The organism is Neorhizobium sp. P1_A6 (assembly GCF_056406795.1).
Genome location: NZ_JBFTZM010000001.1, coordinates 556,097 through 574,405, shown reverse-complemented (window position 1 = coordinate 574,405; position 18,309 = coordinate 556,097). Strand labels below are relative to the sequence as shown.

Genomic DNA, 18,309 nt, shown 5'->3' with positions numbered 1-18,309 from the left:
CTCGCACGTCTCGCGACAACCGAAAACCGGGCGACGAAGACATCAACTAACTCCGTCCCGCAGTTCATGCAATCCACCGAAACATTCCGCAGGTGAGGTCGCAACCCAGCACCTCGGACAACTCTGAAGGAGATCAACCATGACAAACATCAAGACCGCTTTCGCGCTCGTACTGATTGCCTCAGCAGGCTCTGCCGGCGTTACCTATGCAGAGGGAGATTATTACGAAGGTGCCCAGAAGAATACCGTCAGGCAACAGTCCCGCCCGCCGGTTAGCCGGGACTATACCGGTTCGGTGTCGCACACGGCTCCCGTGTACGGCCGTCTCCTGGATGAGAAGGCCATCGATAGCGGCGATTATTATGAAGGAATCCAGCGTCCAAACTGACGAAGTATATTCGTCCGAAGCAGCCAACCCGTAGGGGTTGGCTGCTTCGATCCTTTAGGCCAGCGTCATGCCGCCATCGACATGCAATTCGACACCATTGACGAAGCTTCCCGCTGCCGAAGCAAGAAACAGGGCCGCGCGGGCGACTTCCTCCGGACGCCCCATCCGCCCAGCAGGGATAAGGGATGCCATGTAGTCCTCGAACGCCGGGCGATCGGCCTCCGAAACGCCCAGCTTGCCGAGGATGGCGGTTTCCACCGGTCCGGGGCTGAGGATATTGACGCGGATCTTCCGCGGCTTGAACTCGATCGCCCAGTTCTTCGCGAACGCGGCAACAGCCGCTTTGGAGCCGGCATAAACGATGTGATTTGGCAGGACCTTGGTGGCGGCGAGCGAGCTCGTAACGATGATGTTGCCGCCGACCCGGATCAGCGGGGCGATCCCCTGCACGCCAAGGAAAACACCGCGGGTATTGGTGGCAAAGTGCCGGTCGTAGTCCTCCAGTGTAACGGTGTCAGAGGCGGTAAGGTTGATGACGCCGGCATTAGCCACATAGATGTCCAGCCCGCCAAAGCGCGTCTTCACCACGTCCGCAAGCTTTTGATGATGCTCCGGATCGGTGACGTCGCCGACGAGGCCAAGTGCGCCATGGCCGATCTCGCCAACCGCCCGATCAACGATGTCCTGACGCCGGCCGGTGATAACGACCTGAGCGCCTTCCTCTGCGAACAGTCGGGCGGTTGCTTTGCCGATACCGCTATTGCCGCCTGTGATTACGGCGACCTTGTCTGCAAGATGCTGCATTTTGTTTATCTCCTTTTCTTTCGAGGATGAGATAAATGCTAGCGGTGCGAGCTATTAGCCCCCTGTCGGGCACATGATCTGTGCCACGGAGATGTAAATGCCGAACCTGCTGGATGAGACGTCAGGTTTGACGGCGTTCGTGAGGACCGTGGAAGCGGGATCGTTCACGGCGGCGGCGCGCGATCTCAGCACGACACCATCGGCGGTTTCGAAAAGCGTGGCACGGCTGGAGAAGAAGATCGGTACGCGGCTTTTCCTGCGCTCGACTCGAGCGCTGACCCTGACGCAGGATGGGCAGGCATTCTTTGAGCGCGTCGCTCCGCTGCTGCGCGAACTCGATGCGAGCGATGAAGCCATCCGGCCAGAAGCGGCTCCCTCCGGCAGGCTGCGGATCAGCATGCCCGGCGAGCTTGCGCCGCTGCTACTCCCCCGCCTGTTCGGCACGTTTGCGAAGGATTATCCGGACCTCCAGCTCGATATCGGGCTGACCGATCGTTTCGTCAATCTGGTTCGTGAGGACTACGATGTCGTGCTGCGCGCCGGCTCGCCAATGCAGGAGGATCTGATCGTCCGCCGCCTGGCGGATCTACCGATGGCGATCGTCGCCTCCCCGGCTCTTCTTGAATTAACCGGACGTCCAAGATCAGTGGATGACGTGGATGACCTCCCAGGTTTACCTTTTGCGCGCTACACCATGGATGGTGCCGTACAACCTGTCAGGCTTGCGGACGGCACGACGTTCATTCCAAGGGGACGGGTCGATTGCGACACGGGCTCGGCCCTGATCCAGGCTGCATTGAGCGGGCTTGGCGCGGCCTTTCTTCTGCGATGCCTGGTCGCAGACGACGTGCGAGCCGGCACGCTCGTCGATCTCGCGCCGGAAATCGCACTTCCGAAGCTCCCCCTTAATATACTGCATGCTTATGGGCGGACTGTTCCGGCACGTGTAAGACTATTTTGCGATTACATGGCCGGCGAGGCCAGAACCCTCGCCGACCTGTAACTTGGGTGGGTGATAACCAATATCCTGCCTGGTTCTTCGTCGCCGTCCCAGATGGGCGAGGTACCGTTCTGCACCGGGCCGTAAAGTATGCCCATCACTCGTCGAAGGGAGCGGCGGCAACAAGATCGACCGAGGAAGGAACCGTATAGCCCGGAACGAAACGCTCGCCGAAGTCCCGCACGAAATTGTCATAGGTGGTTTCCGGCTGCGTTTTCGCGATATGGCAGAAACACGAGGTCATTTTTCGCTTCATTCCGAGCCGCGGGAATTCGGCAACGATCGCCCGCACGTCAGATGATGGGATGAAGCTATATTTCAGACCGACCACATCAAAACAAATGCCGGCAGTACAAAGGGCCACTTCAGCCTCCTTGTAGAGCCCGATCGACGGTGTCGAATTGAGCGCAACGCTGTCCCAGATCAACTGGGCGCGCCGTCCGTTGAGCCCCGCTTCTGTCGCGAAATCTCGGGCAAGGTCGGCTGCTTCCACTTCGAAGCGGCGAGGCCCCGCAAATCGATCGTTGAGGGTTATGTCATGCAGCAGCGCGCCGATGGCAAGCACTTCGGCGTCATGGGCTATGTTCTGCAGCTCAGCGAGCTTTATCGCAAAAAGCCAGGAACGCATGACATGATTGAAGAGATAGGGCTCGTAGGCATGGTGCGCGTGCTCTATCGCGCGGTCTATGAGCCGGTTGTGAGGAACTGAAATACCGGCGACTATGCGCATTTCCATCGCAGTCATGTCATCACCTTTTCTGGGGCTTTAGCGGTAGTATTGACGATCGCGCGAAGCAGAAATCCGCTGACGCGAAATTGCCGCGAAAAAACTGCATGCGATCTTCTGAATGTCAGACCGCATGCAGTCGCCTATAGGTCGTCAGTAGTCCCAGAAAACCGGAACCCAACGGAAGGCGTCGCCGTCGATTGCGACATGCCCGACCGACGGGAACGGCATATGGGTGGCGACCAACAGTTCGCCTGTCGCCGCCAGCTCTCGCAAAAGCCGAACCCGAACGCGGGCAGCTTCCTCGGGGTCATGCTCAAAACCATTGAACCAGTCGGGGTGCTCGAAGCCGACCGCAAAGACGGCGTCGCCTGCAAACATCAGCCGGTCTTTTCCGGAAGCGACGCGGACCACGCTATGTCCGGGCGTATGGCCACCGGTGCGGGAGACGACGACGCCTGGAGCAACCTCTTGTTCCTCGTCGAAAAGGCGCAGCTGGTTGTGGTATTCCTCGGCGAACCGTTTGGCCGCCGCCCGAAGCGCATCCGGGAAACCGGGAGGCATGTTTACACGCGTGAAATCAGGCGCTTCCCAGAATTTAACCTCGGCCGCAGCAACGTGAATCCGCAGGTCGGGACGTAGCCGCTCCTTCACGCCATCGACGATCAGCCCGCCGACGTGGTCCATGTGCATATGGGTCAGCACCACGTCGGTCACCGATCCGAGATCGATGCCGGCGCTCTCCAATCGCTTGACCAGCTGGCCGGCCCGCGGGAGGTTCAATTCCGGATCCAGCCCCAGACCGGCGTCGATGAGGATGACCTGCGCGCCGCTACGCACAACAACCGCATTCAGCGCCCAGTCGAAAGCTTCCTGCGGCAGGAACATACTGTCCAGCCAGGTGGCACGTTCTGCCGCATCGGCATTGTGGCCCAACATCTTGGTCGGAAGGGGCAGCACGCCATCGCTGATTACCAACACTTCGATCTCGCCAATGTTCACCGCATAACGCGACGGAACCAGTTCTTCAGTTGCCGGCCTGCCGGAGCGTGAAGTGTTCTCGATATTCATTTTTGTCTCCTGCTGACCTATCATGGGGGGATTTGCTTCTGCCTGCGTCATAACGCGCTCCTGTTCTGCGGGATTGGAACGTGCGGGGCACGAACCATGCGACGGAGTGTATTGGCGCGCTTTTTGGCGGTCGATTGGGCCGAGGGAGAGGGAGGGCTACACCCAAGAACAGGTAGGTTCTCCCGTTCGTTTACGAGAACGAGGATTAAGTTATGGCCCGCCATTATTGAGGATGGAGACGCTGATATTTTGAGGATAGGTCCTGGACGAGCGGTGAATCGCTGGTTCATCAATACAGGCGCTCCAAGCCGATGCTTGGCCAATCGAACCGACCACGTCTGCGATGAAACAGCCGTGATCTCGTGACCAGGAAAAGCGATGGAAACTCAGGAGCGCTCAGTCTTGCCGCTTGCCTAGCGCATCACGAACGGCCGCAAGCAGAGCATGTCCGTCAAAGGGTTTTCGCAGAAAACCGCCGGCGCCACGGGCTCGGTCCTGATCGGCTATCTCATGCCGCCCGGTGATCAGGAATACGGGAAGTTGCGGGTTCTCCCGCCTGGCAAGGTCGCGAAGTTCAAACCCATCGACCCCAGGCATGCCGATATCGGTGATCAACACATCGACGCCCGCAAGCCCGCGGGCGAGCAGCAATTCTGCGGAAGAGAAGCTGCGGATCAAATATCCGGCCGACTCCAGCAATTCTTCCAGTGATGCAAGAACCCTTGGATCGTCATCGACAACCGCCACCACGGGCTTGCTCATGTTATGCTTCCTCCTGGCCGGTGCGAGTTAGTTTCCGACATATCCGACAACCCGCGATCATGAACCTGCACCTCCATCCGCCGGTAGCGTGAATATGAACTTGGTGCCTCGCGGTTCGTTCCCTTCCGCCCAAAGCTGCCCCCCATGTGCCTCGACGATCGAGCGCGAGATCGCGAGCCCCATGCCCATTCCCTGATCTTTTGTCGTGAAGAAAGGCTCGAATATCTTGTCGGGGAACTGGATGCCGCGTCCCCGGTCGCTAACCTCGATGCGAGCCATGTCGCCCATTCGATGGGCCCGAACCTGAAGGATCCTGTCTTTCGGAACGGAAGCCATGGCGTCCATGCCATTGCGCATGAGATTGACCAGGACCTGCTGGATCTGGACCCGATCGAACGGGACGAGCCTAATGCCGCTTTCGCCCTCGACATCAATGCGGATGCGGCGCCGCGATGCCTCTTCGGCAAGCAGATCGCGGGCCTCGAACACGACGCCGCCAAGCGCCACGCAATCCCTCTTGGCAGGGGTTTGCTTGAACAGGGCACGGATGCGGCCGACGACGTCGGCAGCAGAGTTCGCGCTATGGACGATACGATCCAGCGTTTTCTGCGCCCTTTCGATATTCGGCGGTTCAGCATTGAGCCAGCGCTGGCAGGCACTCGAATAGTTCATCACCGCCGACAGAGGTTGATTGACCTCGTGGGCGATGGATGCCGAAAGCTCGGCAAGGCTGGCAGCCTGGCTTGCGCGCGCAAGGTTCTCCTGGGCCAGGCGCAGTTCCTCCTGCGCACGCACTTGATCCTCGATATCGAAGCAAATGCCATTCCACTGCACGATCGTGCCCTCACCGTTGCGCATCGCCGCTGCGCGCGTTTCCACCCAGCGATACACGCCGTCGAACCGCCTCAGGCGATGCCTCTGTGCATAGGGTTCGCCGGTCGATAGCGAATGGCCATATCGTTCTTTGATGGTCGGCAGGTCATCGGGGTGGATTACGGCTTCGAGTGTGCCATCCAGCCGAGGCTTTCCTGCCTCATCCTTGTCTTCTAGATTGAATCCGAGGTATTCGCGAAGTTTTTGACTGCGATATATCGGTTTGCCATCCGGCATGGCGCAATAAATCAATGCGGGCAGCGTTTCGACGAGCTGCTGAAGATGCCGTTCGCTCACGCGCACCGCCTCCTCGGCCATCACCAGATCGTGGATGTCGGAACTCACGCCGTACCATTGGAGGATGATGCCGGTCTCGTCCCGTAAGGGTTCCGCCCGGGTCTCCGTCCAGCGATAACTGCCATCGGCACGGCGCTGACGATATCTCTGGATATACGGAGCGCCCGTGGCGAATGAATGCCGGACGGCCTGGCGCACCAATTCCCGACTATCCGGGTGTACGACGCTCAGTGAAGGCGACCCATCCGGTGCTGTGATATCCTTGAGAGTGGCGCCCGTCACTTCGGTAAAAGGTTTGTTGACATAAGTCGGCGTTCCGTCGGCCGTTGTGCTCCAGATCAGCGCGGGCACGGTGTCAATAAGTTGTTGCAGCTGCCTTTCACGCTCGCGTAGGGCCGCTTCCGTTCTTTTGTAGACGTCGATATCCAGTGTCGCACCGTACCATCCTGTGATGCGTTCCTGACTGTCGCGTGTCGGCCGGGCCGCGGCGCGATGCCAGACATAGGCTCCATTGGCGCGTAGTACCCGATATTCGACATTCCAGTGTTCACCCGTCCTCAGGGCCTGGCGCAACGACTCGCCGACCCGTTTGCGATCCTCCGGATGCGTACCTCGCTGCCAACCCTGCTCGCCGCCTTCCAGGAATGGTTTGCCCTCCAGCAGCTCGTTCAGGTCCTCGAGCGTCATCGCTATAGAGGTCTGCGCAGTCGGCGTTGCGTAGGTGAACTGCCCGGACGCGTCCATCGCCCATGCGCCGCCATAGAGGTTCTCGATGGCAAGCGCAGCCCGCACCGCTTCACCGGTCTCACCGAAAGAGCTCGCGGTCGTCCACCGCTTATCCTGCCTTGCCACCGCCGGATCCACATCGACGCTGATGCCGTATTCGGGTTCCACCCGAAACTCGACCCAGCGGTAGTTCCCATCGGCTTGAAGCTGCCGGTAGCTGCTGACCTGAGGAACGCCGTGAAAGAACGCCCGCGCAGTTGCCTGCTCCACGGTGGGCCGGTCGTGCGGGTGAACGGCGTCCATCGACAAGAACGCTTCGGGTGTGGTGTTGTTGAGCGCGCGGGCGACGCCGACAATACGGTCGCGCCGCGGCGACGGGGTATCGGTATCGATCACCGTACCATACCACCCGGTAATGGTACCGTCGTCGTTGCGTACCGGATGCCCGGTGCTGCGCGTCCAGCCCCACATACCGTCCGCACGCAGCATGCGATGTTCCACGTTGTAATGTTCGCCAGTCTGCAGGCAACGCTGCCACATGGCGGCCGCGCCTTCGTAGTCCTCCGGATGGACGACCCGGCTCCAGCCCAAAGTATTGTCGTCCAGTGGCGAGTTGAGGTCTTCCAAAGCGAGACCGAAAAAGGCGAGTGCAGCCGGCGTCACATAGATAAAATTGCCGCCGGCATCGGTTGCCCAGCCATTGCCGGTGATCCGCTCGACGACCTTTGCCGCCTGTACGGCATCAATATCGGGTGACCTTACCGATCCCCCACCACTATCCATCCCCGAAGCTCCGGCGGACTTCGACATGCCTCAACCCGATCCCATTTCATTTGAGATCGCCATGGTGCGCTTAAATCGAAACTACGCCACGGCCTCTCCACAAAAGACGGTATACGGGAGCTTGCGACAAAAACACCTGTTCCGAAGGATAGGGCGAAGATTCGCGAGGCAATTCAGCTTTCGATCGTAGCAAGTGCCAGCAGATATCCGATCCAAGCCAAGCGCGGCGCAAAGAGGCAATGCCGGGATCGCGCGGCCCGCTTTGCCCTCCATATTCAGCTGCTGAAGATCGTCCGGATCGACTTCAGAAAAGCGGTGGCAGTCCGCTCGTGTTTCTCTTCTGCAAGTCGTAGATCGCGGATGCCGCCAGGGCCCGAGGACAGCATTGCCGCGATCTCCTCGGCTATTGCCGGTCGTTCGGCGATCAGCTGCGCAAAACTCTTCTGGTCGATCTCGTAAGCAGTGACTCGCGTCAGGGCCTGCAGCGTGTAGGCCTCCTCCGTTCCCGCCAGAAGGCCGGTTCCCCCAAAGAAGTCGCCCGAGGAAAGGCGTCTTTTTTCCTGTTCGTCGTGCTGCATCGACACGACGCCGGTGCGGATGATCATCATCCAAGGTAGCGCCTGCCCCTGGGCGACGATGACGTCACCCTTGCGATATTCGCGCTCTATGCCAGACTGAGCCAATTTTTCTCTTTCGGATTGCGTCAGCCCGGAGAGGATCGGGTTCTCATCGATAACCTCCTGCAGCATCGCTTCAGGCGGTCGAGGTGTTTCTTTCAAGTAAGTTCCGTCCGCGATGGCGATCGCCGAGGGCGGCATCGCAAGGTGCAGCCCGGACGATCGGCAATGACGGTAGAATCGATCGATCACCTCGTTCTGAGCCGTTATTCTCAGCAGTGGATTGCTCACGCGGAAAAACAGACGGATTTCCAGCGCGGTGGCATCGAGGCCGCTGAACGAGACCAGTGGCGGTGGCTCGCGCATGATCGAATTGCAGCCGGCCAGAACCGTCAACATGGCCTCCTCGACAATCGAGGGTGCGTGCGTCGGGACCAGCCGTACCGTCATCTTTAGGAGATGCGTTTCGTCGGGCCGGCTGACATTGGTCAGCTTCAGCTTGGCAAGGACACTGTTCGGCAGCACGACGATATTGTTGGCGCCCGTCAGAATTTGCGTCGAACGCCAGGTGCTTGCGGTAACTCGTCCTTCCGTGCCGTCCTCAAGGAGAATCCAGTCGCCTAGCGCATAAGTATGCCCGAGATTGAGGGCGACACCGGAGAAGACGTCGCCGAGTGTATTCTGAAGGGCAAGACCAAGCGCAATGGCGATGACGCCGGACGTCGCGATCAGCGTTCCGACAGGAGCGCCGAAAACGAAAGCCAGGGCGGCGAGCGTGACGCACATATAGACGACGCCGACGACAATATCCTGCAACAGGCGGGCCTCGCGAGGCCTACCTTCCAAAACCAGATAGATACGCACGAACCCGATGACGGCCCAGGAGAGATGGAGCCACCACAACAATTGGCCGAAGACGATGAATACGGCACGCTCGTCGCCGATCCGCAGGCCTTGGGATTGACCGAGCGGAATATCTTCGAAAACGAGGACGGAGGTCATGGCCGTGAAAAAGACGATCTGCACCACGAGCCGCAGATTGGAGCGCAACGGGCCGATGAGCTTCCAAACGGCCATCCCGGTCAAACCTAGAATGATCAGCCATGCGAGCGGTTCGGCGGCGATTTCACCCAGATATGCCTGAAGCATGATGATCGTCCCGGTGTTCGGAGGTCAGTAGCCGATGCCGGCGACGTAGTTCGCCAGCATGTGTTCCTGCAACTGCTCCTGCTCGAAGAGAACCTTTAGGGCGTCGCGGATATCGAGAACGCCGAGAGGCTTTGCATCCGCGCCGAGGACCGGCATGTTCTGGATGCGGTTTTCCACCATGACCTGCCATGTCGCCTGTAGTTCATCTGCCGGGCTGCAGGAAATGATGTTGCGGCTCATCAGCGCCTCGACGCTTGCATTCGCTTCGCGGTCAGCCAGATGGCGAATAAGATCGGATTTGCTGAGTACCCCGGCTGCCTTTCCGTGTCGCTCGCTGACGACGACAAGTCCAATGCCCGGATTGGAAAGTGTTAGGGCGGCGGCCTGCAGTGTAGCGGCGACATCGATCACCATCAGGCGGGCCGATGTCATGGGATAGAGTTTTTCGATGCGCATGGTTTTCCTCCTGACGGCGCTCGCGGGCACGGCCGGGCATGTCGGTATTGATTGCAATCGGAACCGGAATGGCGCCGGCCAGAGGGCGCCATTCCGTCATTGATGTCAGGCGAGAACCGCCTTTCCCGTTCGAGCTTACTTTTCGTAGGTCGTCAGATTGGTTTCATTCGTGTCGACCACGAACACGGCAAGGAGGCGAGCACGCTCCGTCTTGCTTGCATTTTCGCTCACGGCGTGATGGTCGCCGGGAAACTCGGAAAAGTTCTCGCCGGCATGGTAGACGGTCACCGGCCCGCCATTGACCTTGCTGGTTATCGCTCCTTCCAGAACCGTCGCATAAATGAAGGCGGATTTGGGATGCGTGTGAGCGGGCGAGGTGCCGCCGGGCGCATATTCGACGAGCACGCCCTTCATGCTCTTACCGGGCACGTTGGGCAGTGGCTGGTCGTAGACCACCGTTACCTTTTCATCGCTGTGGTCATCATCCGCCGAAACCGCAGCCGCGGAGGCAAATACGAGAGCCGCCGCGCAAAGAAATATCCTGATCATCTTCGTCTCCTGGTAAATAAGGCTTGCCAACCCGAAAGACCGGTGAAGCCGGGAGGAATTTGCGAGGGAGTGGCTTACTTTTTCTGGGCGGCAGGGGACTGGAGCCAGTCCTCGAAGCGAATCGCGCCAAGGCCGGCGCCGGCATCCGGAACCAGTGTCCGGTCGTCGATCTCGACCTCGAAATAACGGGCATGCGGATCGGCGAGGATGGTACGCGGATCGTGGGTGGCCTTGAGGTAACGCCCGATGAATTCATTCATCGGTGCGCGCTCGGGGCCGGCGATCTCGATCATACCGTTCGCCGGTTCGGCTAGAGCGGCATCAGCCATGGCGTCGGCAACGTTGTCTGCTGCGATCGGCTGAAAAGCGCCCGTCGGCACGCGAACATTCGTTCCTTCGGTTGCCGACTGGGCGATGGCACCCACGAACTCGAAGAACTGGGTGGCATGGACGATTGTGTAAGGCACTCCTGAGCTGCGGATATGCTCTTCCTGACGCAGCTTGGCGCGGAAATATCCCATCGCCTGCATACGGTCCGTGCCGACGACCGACAGCGCGACATGATGACGAACGCCTGCGGCCTTTTCCGCTGCAAAGAGGTTGCGACCAGCTGCATCGAAAAATTCCATGGCGGCTTTCTCGTCGAAGGACGGCGAGTTCGCCAGGTCGATAACCACCTCGGCACCGGTCAGAGCTCCAGCAAGACCTTCTCCAGTCACTGTGTTCACACCCGAATTTGGAGATGCAGCAAGCACCTCATGTCCCTTCTTGCGAAGCCGTTCGACGGTTTTCGAACCAATGAGGCCCGTGCCTCCAATAACGACGATCTTCATGTCCTATCTCCTGGTTTCAAGTTTGATATTGAGTTGCGGGTCTGCTGCCGGCGTTATTCCGCCGAGGCTGCTTCCTCGATCAGAGAGGCTATTTCCTTGGGATGCGAAACCGTCAGGGCATGCGAACCGCCCTCGATGACGATGGTCTTCACCGCATGCGCTCGCTTCGCCATGAAGCTCATCACGGCTGGCGGGATGTTGCGATCGGCGGAACCGTAAATCGCGTAGGAAGGCAGCGTCTTCCAGGAGGCGGCGCCCGACGGTTCGGCCAATGCGGCCTGCGCGATTGGGCGCTGGGTGGCCGCCATCAGCCGCGCCGTGTCTTCGGGCACGTCGGCGGCAAACTGATCGTGGAACCGGTCCGGCCGGATGTAAAGATCTTGGCCGCCGCCCGACAGCGCAGTCGTCGTCAACGCGTCCCCCAGCGTGCTGCCGGGAAATTTTCCCGAAAGGCTCGCGCTGGATTCACCGGTCTCCGGAGCAAAGGCGGCGACGTAGACCAAGGCCTTCACATTCGGATTACCGTTGGCCGCTTCGGTGATGACCGGCCCACCGTAGGAATGACCGACCAGCACGACCGGTCCCGAAATCGAGCGGAGGACGCTTGCGACAGTCGCGGCATCGCTGGCAACGCTGCGGAGCGGATTGGCAGCGGCGATCGCCGTATAGCCGTCCTTGGCGAGCGCACCGATCACGCCGTTCCAGCTCGACGACTCGGCGAATGCGCCGTGCACCAGCACGATCGTCGGCTTGGCTCGCGGTTCCGCGGCCTGTGCGAATGCCGCAACTGCCGTGCCCACCGTTGCGGCGAGCGTCAGAGTTTTGATGATATCGCGCATCTTATGTCTCCTGTTAGAGCCTCTTCGACCGGTCAGGAGAATGCGTCACGGCGGGCCGCCAGCCTATCGAACAGAGGCATCGACCATCTAGTCCCAGAGTACAGGTAGGATAGATCGGGTGATTAGATTATCCTGCCTGAACTCAGGGCAATCGCTCCCGCAGCGAGCGAGGAGCTCATGCTTTGCCGATGATCGGCGGCTAAAGCTCGAAGACATTCCCCAGCCTTCAGGGCCCTGTGGCGAAGGAAGAGGCGTCCGGCGCTTATGCGCCAAGACTAGTCGCTTCGGGGGGCAGCTTTTGGTTGTGAGGATAGTATTGCGCAGACTCAAGCCTGCGGCGTCTCGCGAAGACTGGAGGGCAATGAATCCCAGGCGCGAATGAGTTCGCCGATGGAAATAGCCCGCATCTTGCGCATTACATTGCTGCGGTGGAGTTTAACGGTGATCTCGCTGATCCCGAGTTCGAAAGCGATCTGTTTGTTGAGGCGGCCGCGCGCAACTTCACGAAGTACCTGACGTTCGCGCGGCGTCAGCGTCGCGAACCGGCTGGAATGCTGATGGATGTTCTCCGCCTGCGCCCTCTGCTCCACGTCCCGCTGAATGCCTGCAATCACGGCGTCCAACAACGTCTGGTCGCGCACCGGTTTCGTCAGGAAATCGACGGCGCCGGCCTTCATGGCTTGCACCGTCATCGGAATGTCGCCGTATCCCGTGAGAAAGACGATGGGTTTCGTAATTCCGCGCGCCGAGAGTTGATGCTGCAAGTCAAGACCACTCGCGCCGGGCATTCGGACATCCAGCACCAGGCAGCCGGGCCGATCGGGGAGACCGGCGCTCAACAGTTCTCTGGGCGACGGGAAACAGGCGACATCGAGCCCGACAGATTCCATAAGCTCCTGAAGGGAGTTGCGAACGTCCTCGTCGTCGTCGACGACGAGGACCAGCGGATTATCTGCAACGACAGCTGAGGTTGCCATCTGATCATCTCCCGAGAAGGCAGATTATAGGTGCTACCATGCGCAGCGCGCTCGCCTTACCGCCCTGCGACCGAACGCACCCCGACGAGTGAAGGGCGCCGTTGCCGGCCAAGATAAATATATCCTTCATCAATCTGGGTCCCCTATCTGCTGGAGCGGCAGCATCTCAACTCCGCCTGGCTGCAATTGCCAGCCGCAATCCATGTCACGCGTCCCCAGCCCGTCAGGACAACGCTCTGTCTTCTGTTGCACCGCTTCGGGTCCGGCCCTTTGTTCTATCCGCAAGCCATTTGCGGACGTCGTCGGAGAATTCCGGCGGCGCCTTTCCACCGAGGTCGCCGGCAATATCGGCCAGCGTCTGGCTCGCAAGCGAATCCCGCATCGCCTTCTCCGCGCGCAGCATCACCGCGTGGATTGCGCATACGCCTTTCGTTGCCCATGACGGCGGCCGCTCCCGATATACGGCGCAGCGGCCGCGGATCTCCTGGCAGTCGAACAAGGGTTTCTTACCTTCGATCGCATCGACAACCTCCAGAACCGTGATATCTCCGGGCTGCCTTGCGAGCAGATATCCCCCGTTGATGCCCTCGGAGGCGGACACGATCCCCGCCTTTTCCAGCTTCGGAAATACCTTCGCCAGAAAACTCCGGGAAATTCCCTGAAAATCCGCCAGATCGCGGCTGCTGAGCGGCGTTCCGGGCGAACTCGCCAACCACAGGAGACAATGCAGCCCGTATTCCACACCTGCCGTCATATGCGCCATAACTCGGACTATAATTGTCTGAGTTATGGCTGGCAAGCACTAATTTGAACTGCCCAACGAAGCGCAACATTCGCTGCACGGAAATCAGCCGCCGCCGGAGACGGTAACGTCTTTCACTTCCGCTTAAGTCGTCATCGGCGTTCGGCAATCGGCAGATACAGGGTGACTTGCGTGCCGGTATTGAGTTTGCTTTCGACGGCGATATGTCCTCCCACGTCCTCGACGAACCGCTTGACCACCGGCAAGCCGAAGCCGCCAAGCCCCGTCGCTCTTGTTGTGAAGAAGGGCTCAAAGGCACGCTGCAGCGTATCCGGGCTCATGCCGAGGCCGTTGTCCACGATCTCTATCTCGACGGCCGCCGCATATCCGCCTTTTCCCGCGCTTCGCGCGGCAAGTGCGATAGTCCCTCCATCCGGCATGGCATCGCGCGCATTCGTCAGCAGGTTCATGATGGCGCCCTGCAAGTTGATCCGACTGCAGGTCAGGGGCGGCAGATTCGGCTCCACCTGCAGGTCGAGCCGGATTTCGGGCTGCCAGATGGTTTCGACCAACTCCCGAAGCTCCCTCAGGCAGCCAGCGACGCTGACGGCTTCCACCGAGGTCTCTCCCTCGCGTGCCCGGCGGAGGGTCTGCTCCACAAGCGCTCCGGCGCGTCCGAGAGACATTCTCGCACTGGCAACGATGGGCGGCAGACTCGGGTCCGCTGCCAGATGAGCGTTGCGGGAGAGGATGTTCAATGCGGATACCGCAACCTGTATGAGATTGCCCAGATCATGAACCGTGCCAGGCATGGAATCCGGCAGGCGACCCGTAGCCGCGGCACCGGCAACAGAAGGTGGAAAGCCTTTTTGGACTTGTAGGCCTATTTCGGTATGCGACATGAGATCCTCCATGGGCGCGGAACAAGCCCAAAATCGGTCAGCAATGCAGCACAACCTAAGGGATGGCAGGGTTGGGATCGATCAAGCCAAGGATGGGACATGCCCATACCGAAGGATAGGTTTCACGCGGGTGGTTTTGTCCCGCGCAGGAGGACGACGGCAAAATCAAGCATGAGCACAGTGCGAGACCCTGGGCGCGACCACATAGAAAAATGGCGAGCAAAGCATCGGATTGTCGCCTTCTATGAGGGCGGGGAGCCGTTCCTAATACTGCCCCTCCGTTGCAAATCCGAGCATAGGCAAAGGCGGTAACGGCGAATTCCACAACCTCCTCGCCCAGCGGAATGACCAGCTTTCGGCCGACGAGGACGTCTCGGATATCTGACGGATATCCGCTTTACGAAATGCGGATTCGATGAGCCTTTCGTAACCATCGGGCGAACAAGCCTCAAGCGCATTGTTGCAGGCCTTTGTTACAAGGCAGCCAATGCGCAATTGTTTGGAAAGGCGTTAAGTATTTGATCTTGGTAGGGATCAAATCGGAATGGTGCCCAGAAGAGGACTCGAACCTCCACACCCTTTCGGGTACCAGCACCTGAAGCTGGCGCGTCTACCAATTCCGCCATCTGGGCGACGGAGAGCCATGTACGGGTGTGACCTTCCCCTGTCAACTGGCTTTTTGAAGTTTCCGCGCCCGTCGCCAAAAAACCTTCACGGATCTGTCACGGGCGGTCTCAGCTGCCGCCGTCCTCGGTCGCCTTGCGGTCCACGTGGCCGAGGTCGCGGTCCGGGTCGATCATGTCGCGCACCCGCTGCTTCAACTCCTTGGGGCCAGGGAAGCCTCCGTCGCGCTTGCGCTCCCAGATGAGCGTCCCGTTCACCTGGATCTCGAAATTGCCGCCGGTGCCAGGGATCAGCGCCACCTCGCCGAGCGCATCGCCAAAGGTCTGCAAAAGCTCCTGCGCCATCCAGCCGGCCCGCAGCAGCCAGTTGCACTGGGTGCAGTAGAGAATCGTAATGCGCGGTTTTTCCATGATGTTTCGCCTTCTACCCAAGTCAATTCGGTCTCACGATATTGTCAACCGGAACGGTCAAGTTTTTGAACGCGCATATCTCGACAGAAAGGTCGCGAACGTCAATTTGGATCTCCTGCGACGACGGTCGCGTCGTTTTCAAAGAAAGAGGTCCCATGGCTCTTCAATCCACCACCCGCTCCCGGCTGATCATTCCGGCGCTCGCTCCTGTCTATACCTCCGGCCATGAGATCGTCGAGACGATCCTGCGCGTCGCAGCCGGCGCGCTGCTGGTCACCCACGGTTTCGGCAAGATCACCAACCCGTTCGGCGCGGTCGGCATGGTCGAAAGCCTCGGTTTTTATCCGGGCGTCTTCTGGTCGCCGCTGCTCTCTGCCACGGAATTCTTCGGCGGCATTCTCGTCACCATCGGCCTCTTCACCCGGCCCGCCTCCTTCGCGGCGATGATCGTGCTTCTGGTCACCGTCTATTTCCACGGCATCGCCCAGAACCAGGGTCTCGCCGGCGCCGAAAAGTCTATCCTCTGGGCAGCGATCTTCCTGTTCTTCGCTCTGCGCGGCGGCAATAGCCACTCGGTCGACGCCCGCCTCGGCCGGACGCTCTGAACTTCAGGAAAGGCTGGGCCGCTCCCGGGCTCAGCCTTTTCGCTCGAGTGCCAGCCGCACCACGGTGGCGAGATCGGCGTCGCCATATCCGAGTGCCGCGGCATTCTCGAAACTGGCGCGCGCCGCCTCGATGGCCGGTGTCGCGACACCAAGACCGCGGGCAAGATCAAGAACCACGCCCATATCCTTGAGCACGCCGGAGACTGGAAACCCGACCGCCTCGGTCTCGCCGAGGATGACCGGAAGCCGCGACCGCATGGCCGGGCTTGCAGCCGGACTGCCGGACAGGATCTCGATCATCTTGCCGCGCCCGAGCCCAGCCTTGCCGCCGAGCTCGACGGCTTCCTTCATGATCTGCCACAGCCCCATCAGCATCATGTTGTTGACGAGTTTTGCCGATGCCCCGTCGCCCAACCCGCCGACGTGATGGATACGGTTCGAAAGCATCTCGGCCAACGGCAGGAAACGCTGAAAGTCCTTTTCCGCCCCTCCGATATAAAGACCGGCCGTGCCTGCCAGGAGCATTTCCGGCCCGCCGGAAATTGGTGCGTCGAGAAGTGCCGCACCCGCCTTGCCCATCGCATCTTGATGGGAGCGCAGCGTCTCGGGGCTGACGGTGCTGGTATCGACGACCAGCTTGCCGGCCGGCGCGGCGGCGGCGAGTTCATCAAGCACGGCATGCACGGCGGCATCGTCGAGCAGGGCAAGGATGACGATATCCGAAGCGTCGAAAAGCGAAGCCAGGCCAGCTGAGGCGGCAATCCCGAGTGCCGAAGCCTTTTCTCCGGAAAGCCCGCTGCGTGTCCAGCCCGTCACCGAAAAGCCCTGCTTCTGAAGGCGCTCGGCCATGGCACTGCCCATCCGGCCGAGGCCGACGATACCAACCCGTTCTTTCGTCATGCGTTGATCCTGCTCATGTCGTTGCTGCCGGAGTTAAAGCAGAACATGCCGGTCTCGTCTTCTTCATTTTGCATTGCGGGAGGGTTGAGGAATATTTCATATTCGACATGCGTAATCTGAGGGAGCCCGGACGGAAGATGAGCGAAATATTCAAGGGCGGCTGCTTCTGCGGCAACGTGCGTTATCGCATGTATGGGCGACCGATGTTCATCCATTGCTGCCATTGCACCGACTGTCAGCAGCAGACGGGCGGCGCCTTTGCGATCAATGCCCTGATCGAGGCCGATCGGGTGGAGGTGACGAGTACGGAGCCGGTCGCGATCGCCATGAAGACCGATAGCGGTCTGCCCCACGATATCTACCGCTGCCCAGAGTGCCAGACAGCGGTCTGGAGCGATTACGGCCGGCGCAAATGGATGCTGTTCATCCGGGTCCAGACGCTCGAAAGGCGTGGCGAATTCTCACCGGACGTGCATATCTTCACCCGCTCGAAAGTCGCCTGGGTGGGCCTGCCGGAAGGCGCCAATGTGTTCGAGAACTATTACAGCTCCAAGGCGATGTGGCCGGCGGAAAGCGTCGCGCGGCGTGAGACGGCCCGGATCAAGGCCGGGGCGGAACGCTGAAACACGAGAAGGCAACGGGGGAGACGACATGGCGAGCGAACGCGAAAAGATGGCGGCCGGCGAATGGTATTGCTGCCTGGATCCGGAACTCGACACTTTGAGGAACAAGGCACGCGTTGCCGTCCATGCGCATAACACCATGCCGCCCACTGAGCGCAGCGCGATGGCGCCTGCCCTGCGGGCGCTGTTGGGCGCAGCCCCGGACGCCTTTCTGGAAGCCCCTTTCCACTGCGCCTACGGCTTCAACGTCTTTCTTGGGCAAGGCGTCTATCTGAATGCCGGCTGCACGATCCTCGATAGCGCACCGGTCAGGATCGGTCCCCGCTCGATGCTGGGACCTGGCGTACAGCTCTATTGCGCCGATCACCACCGCGACCCCACCCTGCGCGCCGAGGGCCACGAGATTGCCCGCCCGATCGACATCGGCGACGACGTCTGGATCGGCGGCAGCGCGATCATCCTCGGCGGCATTACGATCGGCGATGGGGCGATCGTCGGCGCCGGCTCGGTGGTGACGCGGGACGTGCCGCCCGGCGCCACGGTTGCGGGAAGTCCAGCCCGGTTGATCACGCCGCGCGTCTGATTTCAGAACATCGCCGCGCGTAAAGATTGGATTCAGCATTTTTTGGTAATTTTCCGTTAGCAATTCCTG

General features: G+C 60.2%; 19 protein-coding genes, 1 tRNA gene and 2 pseudogenes. 5 read left to right on the top strand and 17 right to left on the bottom strand.

Annotated features, from left to right (window positions below):
• Window positions 1-139: 139 nt before the first annotated feature.
• Window positions 140-388, top strand: coding sequence for a hypothetical protein (locus AC1D3C_RS02675; protein WP_477481771.1), 249 nt, complete (start codon window positions 140-142; stop codon window positions 386-388).
• A gap of 54 nt (window positions 389-442) precedes the next feature.
• Here AC1D3C_RS02675 and AC1D3C_RS02670 read toward each other — a convergent pair whose 3' ends face one another.
• The gene (locus AC1D3C_RS02670) at window positions 443-1,192 is read right to left on the bottom strand and encodes an SDR family NAD(P)-dependent oxidoreductase (protein ID WP_477481770.1); all 750 of its coding nucleotides are present in this window, start codon (window positions 1,190-1,192) and stop codon (window positions 443-445) included.
• Between the two features lie 97 nt (window positions 1,193-1,289).
• Between AC1D3C_RS02670 and AC1D3C_RS02665 the strand changes: the two genes are divergently transcribed.
• The gene (locus tag AC1D3C_RS02665) at window positions 1,290-2,195 is read left to right on the top strand and encodes a LysR family transcriptional regulator (RefSeq protein ID WP_477481769.1); all 906 of its coding nucleotides are present in this window, start codon (window positions 1,290-1,292) and stop codon (window positions 2,193-2,195) included.
• A 94-nt stretch (window positions 2,196-2,289) separates the two neighbouring features.
• Here the strand turns inward: AC1D3C_RS02665 and AC1D3C_RS02660 are convergent, their stop codons facing one another.
• From AC1D3C_RS02660 to AC1D3C_RS02590, 15 genes and pseudogenes are all read right to left on the bottom strand, one after another.
• Window positions 2,290-2,937 carry an HD domain-containing protein gene (locus AC1D3C_RS02660; protein WP_477481768.1) on the bottom strand — a complete coding sequence of 216 codons (648 nt, stop codon included), beginning with the start codon at window positions 2,935-2,937 and terminating at the stop codon, window positions 2,290-2,292.
• A 135-nt stretch (window positions 2,938-3,072) separates the two neighbouring features.
• A complete protein-coding gene (locus AC1D3C_RS02655; protein WP_477481767.1) occupies window positions 3,073-4,041 on the bottom strand; it encodes an MBL fold metallo-hydrolase in 969 nt (322 codons plus the stop codon).
• A gap of 345 nt (window positions 4,042-4,386) precedes the next feature.
• Window positions 4,387-4,752, bottom strand: coding sequence for a response regulator transcription factor (locus AC1D3C_RS02650; RefSeq protein WP_040124136.1), 366 nt, complete (start codon window positions 4,750-4,752; stop codon window positions 4,387-4,389).
• 57 nt (window positions 4,753-4,809) lie between these two features.
• Window positions 4,810-6,528 (bottom strand): annotated as a pseudogene (locus AC1D3C_RS02645) (PAS domain-containing protein); the annotation flags it as partial.
• Window positions 6,529-6,867: 339 nt separating this feature from the next.
• Window positions 6,868-7,431 (bottom strand): annotated as a pseudogene (locus AC1D3C_RS02640) (PAS domain-containing protein); the annotation flags it as partial.
• A gap of 275 nt (window positions 7,432-7,706) precedes the next feature.
• Window positions 7,707-9,197 carry a mechanosensitive ion channel family protein gene (locus tag AC1D3C_RS02635; protein WP_247033839.1) on the bottom strand — a complete coding sequence of 497 codons (1,491 nt, stop codon included), beginning with the start codon at window positions 9,195-9,197 and terminating at the stop codon, window positions 7,707-7,709.
• A 24-nt stretch (window positions 9,198-9,221) separates the two neighbouring features.
• Window positions 9,222-9,653, bottom strand: coding sequence for a CBS domain-containing protein (locus AC1D3C_RS02630; protein WP_247136560.1), 432 nt, complete (start codon window positions 9,651-9,653; stop codon window positions 9,222-9,224).
• 135 nt (window positions 9,654-9,788) lie between these two features.
• Window positions 9,789-10,202, bottom strand: a complete 414-nt coding sequence (locus AC1D3C_RS02625; RefSeq protein WP_040124131.1) for a cupin domain-containing protein — start codon at window positions 10,200-10,202, stop codon at window positions 9,789-9,791.
• A gap of 74 nt (window positions 10,203-10,276) precedes the next feature.
• On the bottom strand, window positions 10,277-11,035 hold the full coding sequence (locus AC1D3C_RS02620; protein WP_477481766.1) for an SDR family oxidoreductase: 759 nt from the start codon (window positions 11,033-11,035) through the stop codon (window positions 10,277-10,279).
• A 53-nt stretch (window positions 11,036-11,088) separates the two neighbouring features.
• Window positions 11,089-11,874, bottom strand: coding sequence for an alpha/beta fold hydrolase (locus AC1D3C_RS02615; RefSeq protein ID WP_477481765.1), 786 nt, complete (start codon window positions 11,872-11,874; stop codon window positions 11,089-11,091).
• A 326-nt stretch (window positions 11,875-12,200) separates the two neighbouring features.
• The gene (locus AC1D3C_RS02610; RefSeq protein WP_247033831.1) at window positions 12,201-12,851 is read right to left on the bottom strand and encodes a response regulator transcription factor; all 651 of its coding nucleotides are present in this window, start codon (window positions 12,849-12,851) and stop codon (window positions 12,201-12,203) included.
• Between the two features lie 223 nt (window positions 12,852-13,074).
• Complete coding sequence (locus AC1D3C_RS02605) at window positions 13,075-13,614, bottom strand: RrF2 family transcriptional regulator (protein WP_477481764.1); 540 nt, start codon at window positions 13,612-13,614, stop codon at window positions 13,075-13,077.
• A 131-nt stretch (window positions 13,615-13,745) separates the two neighbouring features.
• Entirely contained in the window at window positions 13,746-14,495 is a 750-nt protein-coding gene (locus AC1D3C_RS02600) for a sensor histidine kinase (protein WP_477481763.1), read from the bottom strand.
• A gap of 545 nt (window positions 14,496-15,040) precedes the next feature.
• A tRNA-Leu gene (locus tag AC1D3C_RS02595) sits at window positions 15,041-15,127 on the bottom strand.
• Window positions 15,128-15,229: 102 nt separating this feature from the next.
• The gene (locus AC1D3C_RS02590) at window positions 15,230-15,532 is read right to left on the bottom strand and encodes an Rdx family protein (protein ID WP_041364050.1); all 303 of its coding nucleotides are present in this window, start codon (window positions 15,530-15,532) and stop codon (window positions 15,230-15,232) included.
• 152 nt (window positions 15,533-15,684) lie between these two features.
• Between AC1D3C_RS02590 and AC1D3C_RS02585 the strand changes: the two genes are divergently transcribed.
• A complete protein-coding gene (locus AC1D3C_RS02585; RefSeq protein WP_247033827.1) occupies window positions 15,685-16,134 on the top strand; it encodes a DoxX family protein in 450 nt (149 codons plus the stop codon).
• 30 nt (window positions 16,135-16,164) lie between these two features.
• Here the strand turns inward: AC1D3C_RS02585 and AC1D3C_RS02580 are convergent, their stop codons facing one another.
• The gene (locus tag AC1D3C_RS02580; RefSeq protein ID WP_247135709.1) at window positions 16,165-17,034 is read right to left on the bottom strand and encodes an NAD(P)-dependent oxidoreductase; all 870 of its coding nucleotides are present in this window, start codon (window positions 17,032-17,034) and stop codon (window positions 16,165-16,167) included.
• 137 nt (window positions 17,035-17,171) lie between these two features.
• On the opposite strand from AC1D3C_RS02580, the gene AC1D3C_RS02575 reads away from it, so the two are divergent.
• The gene (locus tag AC1D3C_RS02575; protein ID WP_247135708.1) at window positions 17,172-17,657 is read left to right on the top strand and encodes a GFA family protein; all 486 of its coding nucleotides are present in this window, start codon (window positions 17,172-17,174) and stop codon (window positions 17,655-17,657) included.
• Between the two features lie 28 nt (window positions 17,658-17,685).
• Complete coding sequence (locus tag AC1D3C_RS02570) at window positions 17,686-18,240, top strand: sugar O-acetyltransferase (protein WP_477481762.1); 555 nt, start codon at window positions 17,686-17,688, stop codon at window positions 18,238-18,240.
• The last annotated feature ends 69 nt before the right edge of the window (window positions 18,241-18,309 follow it).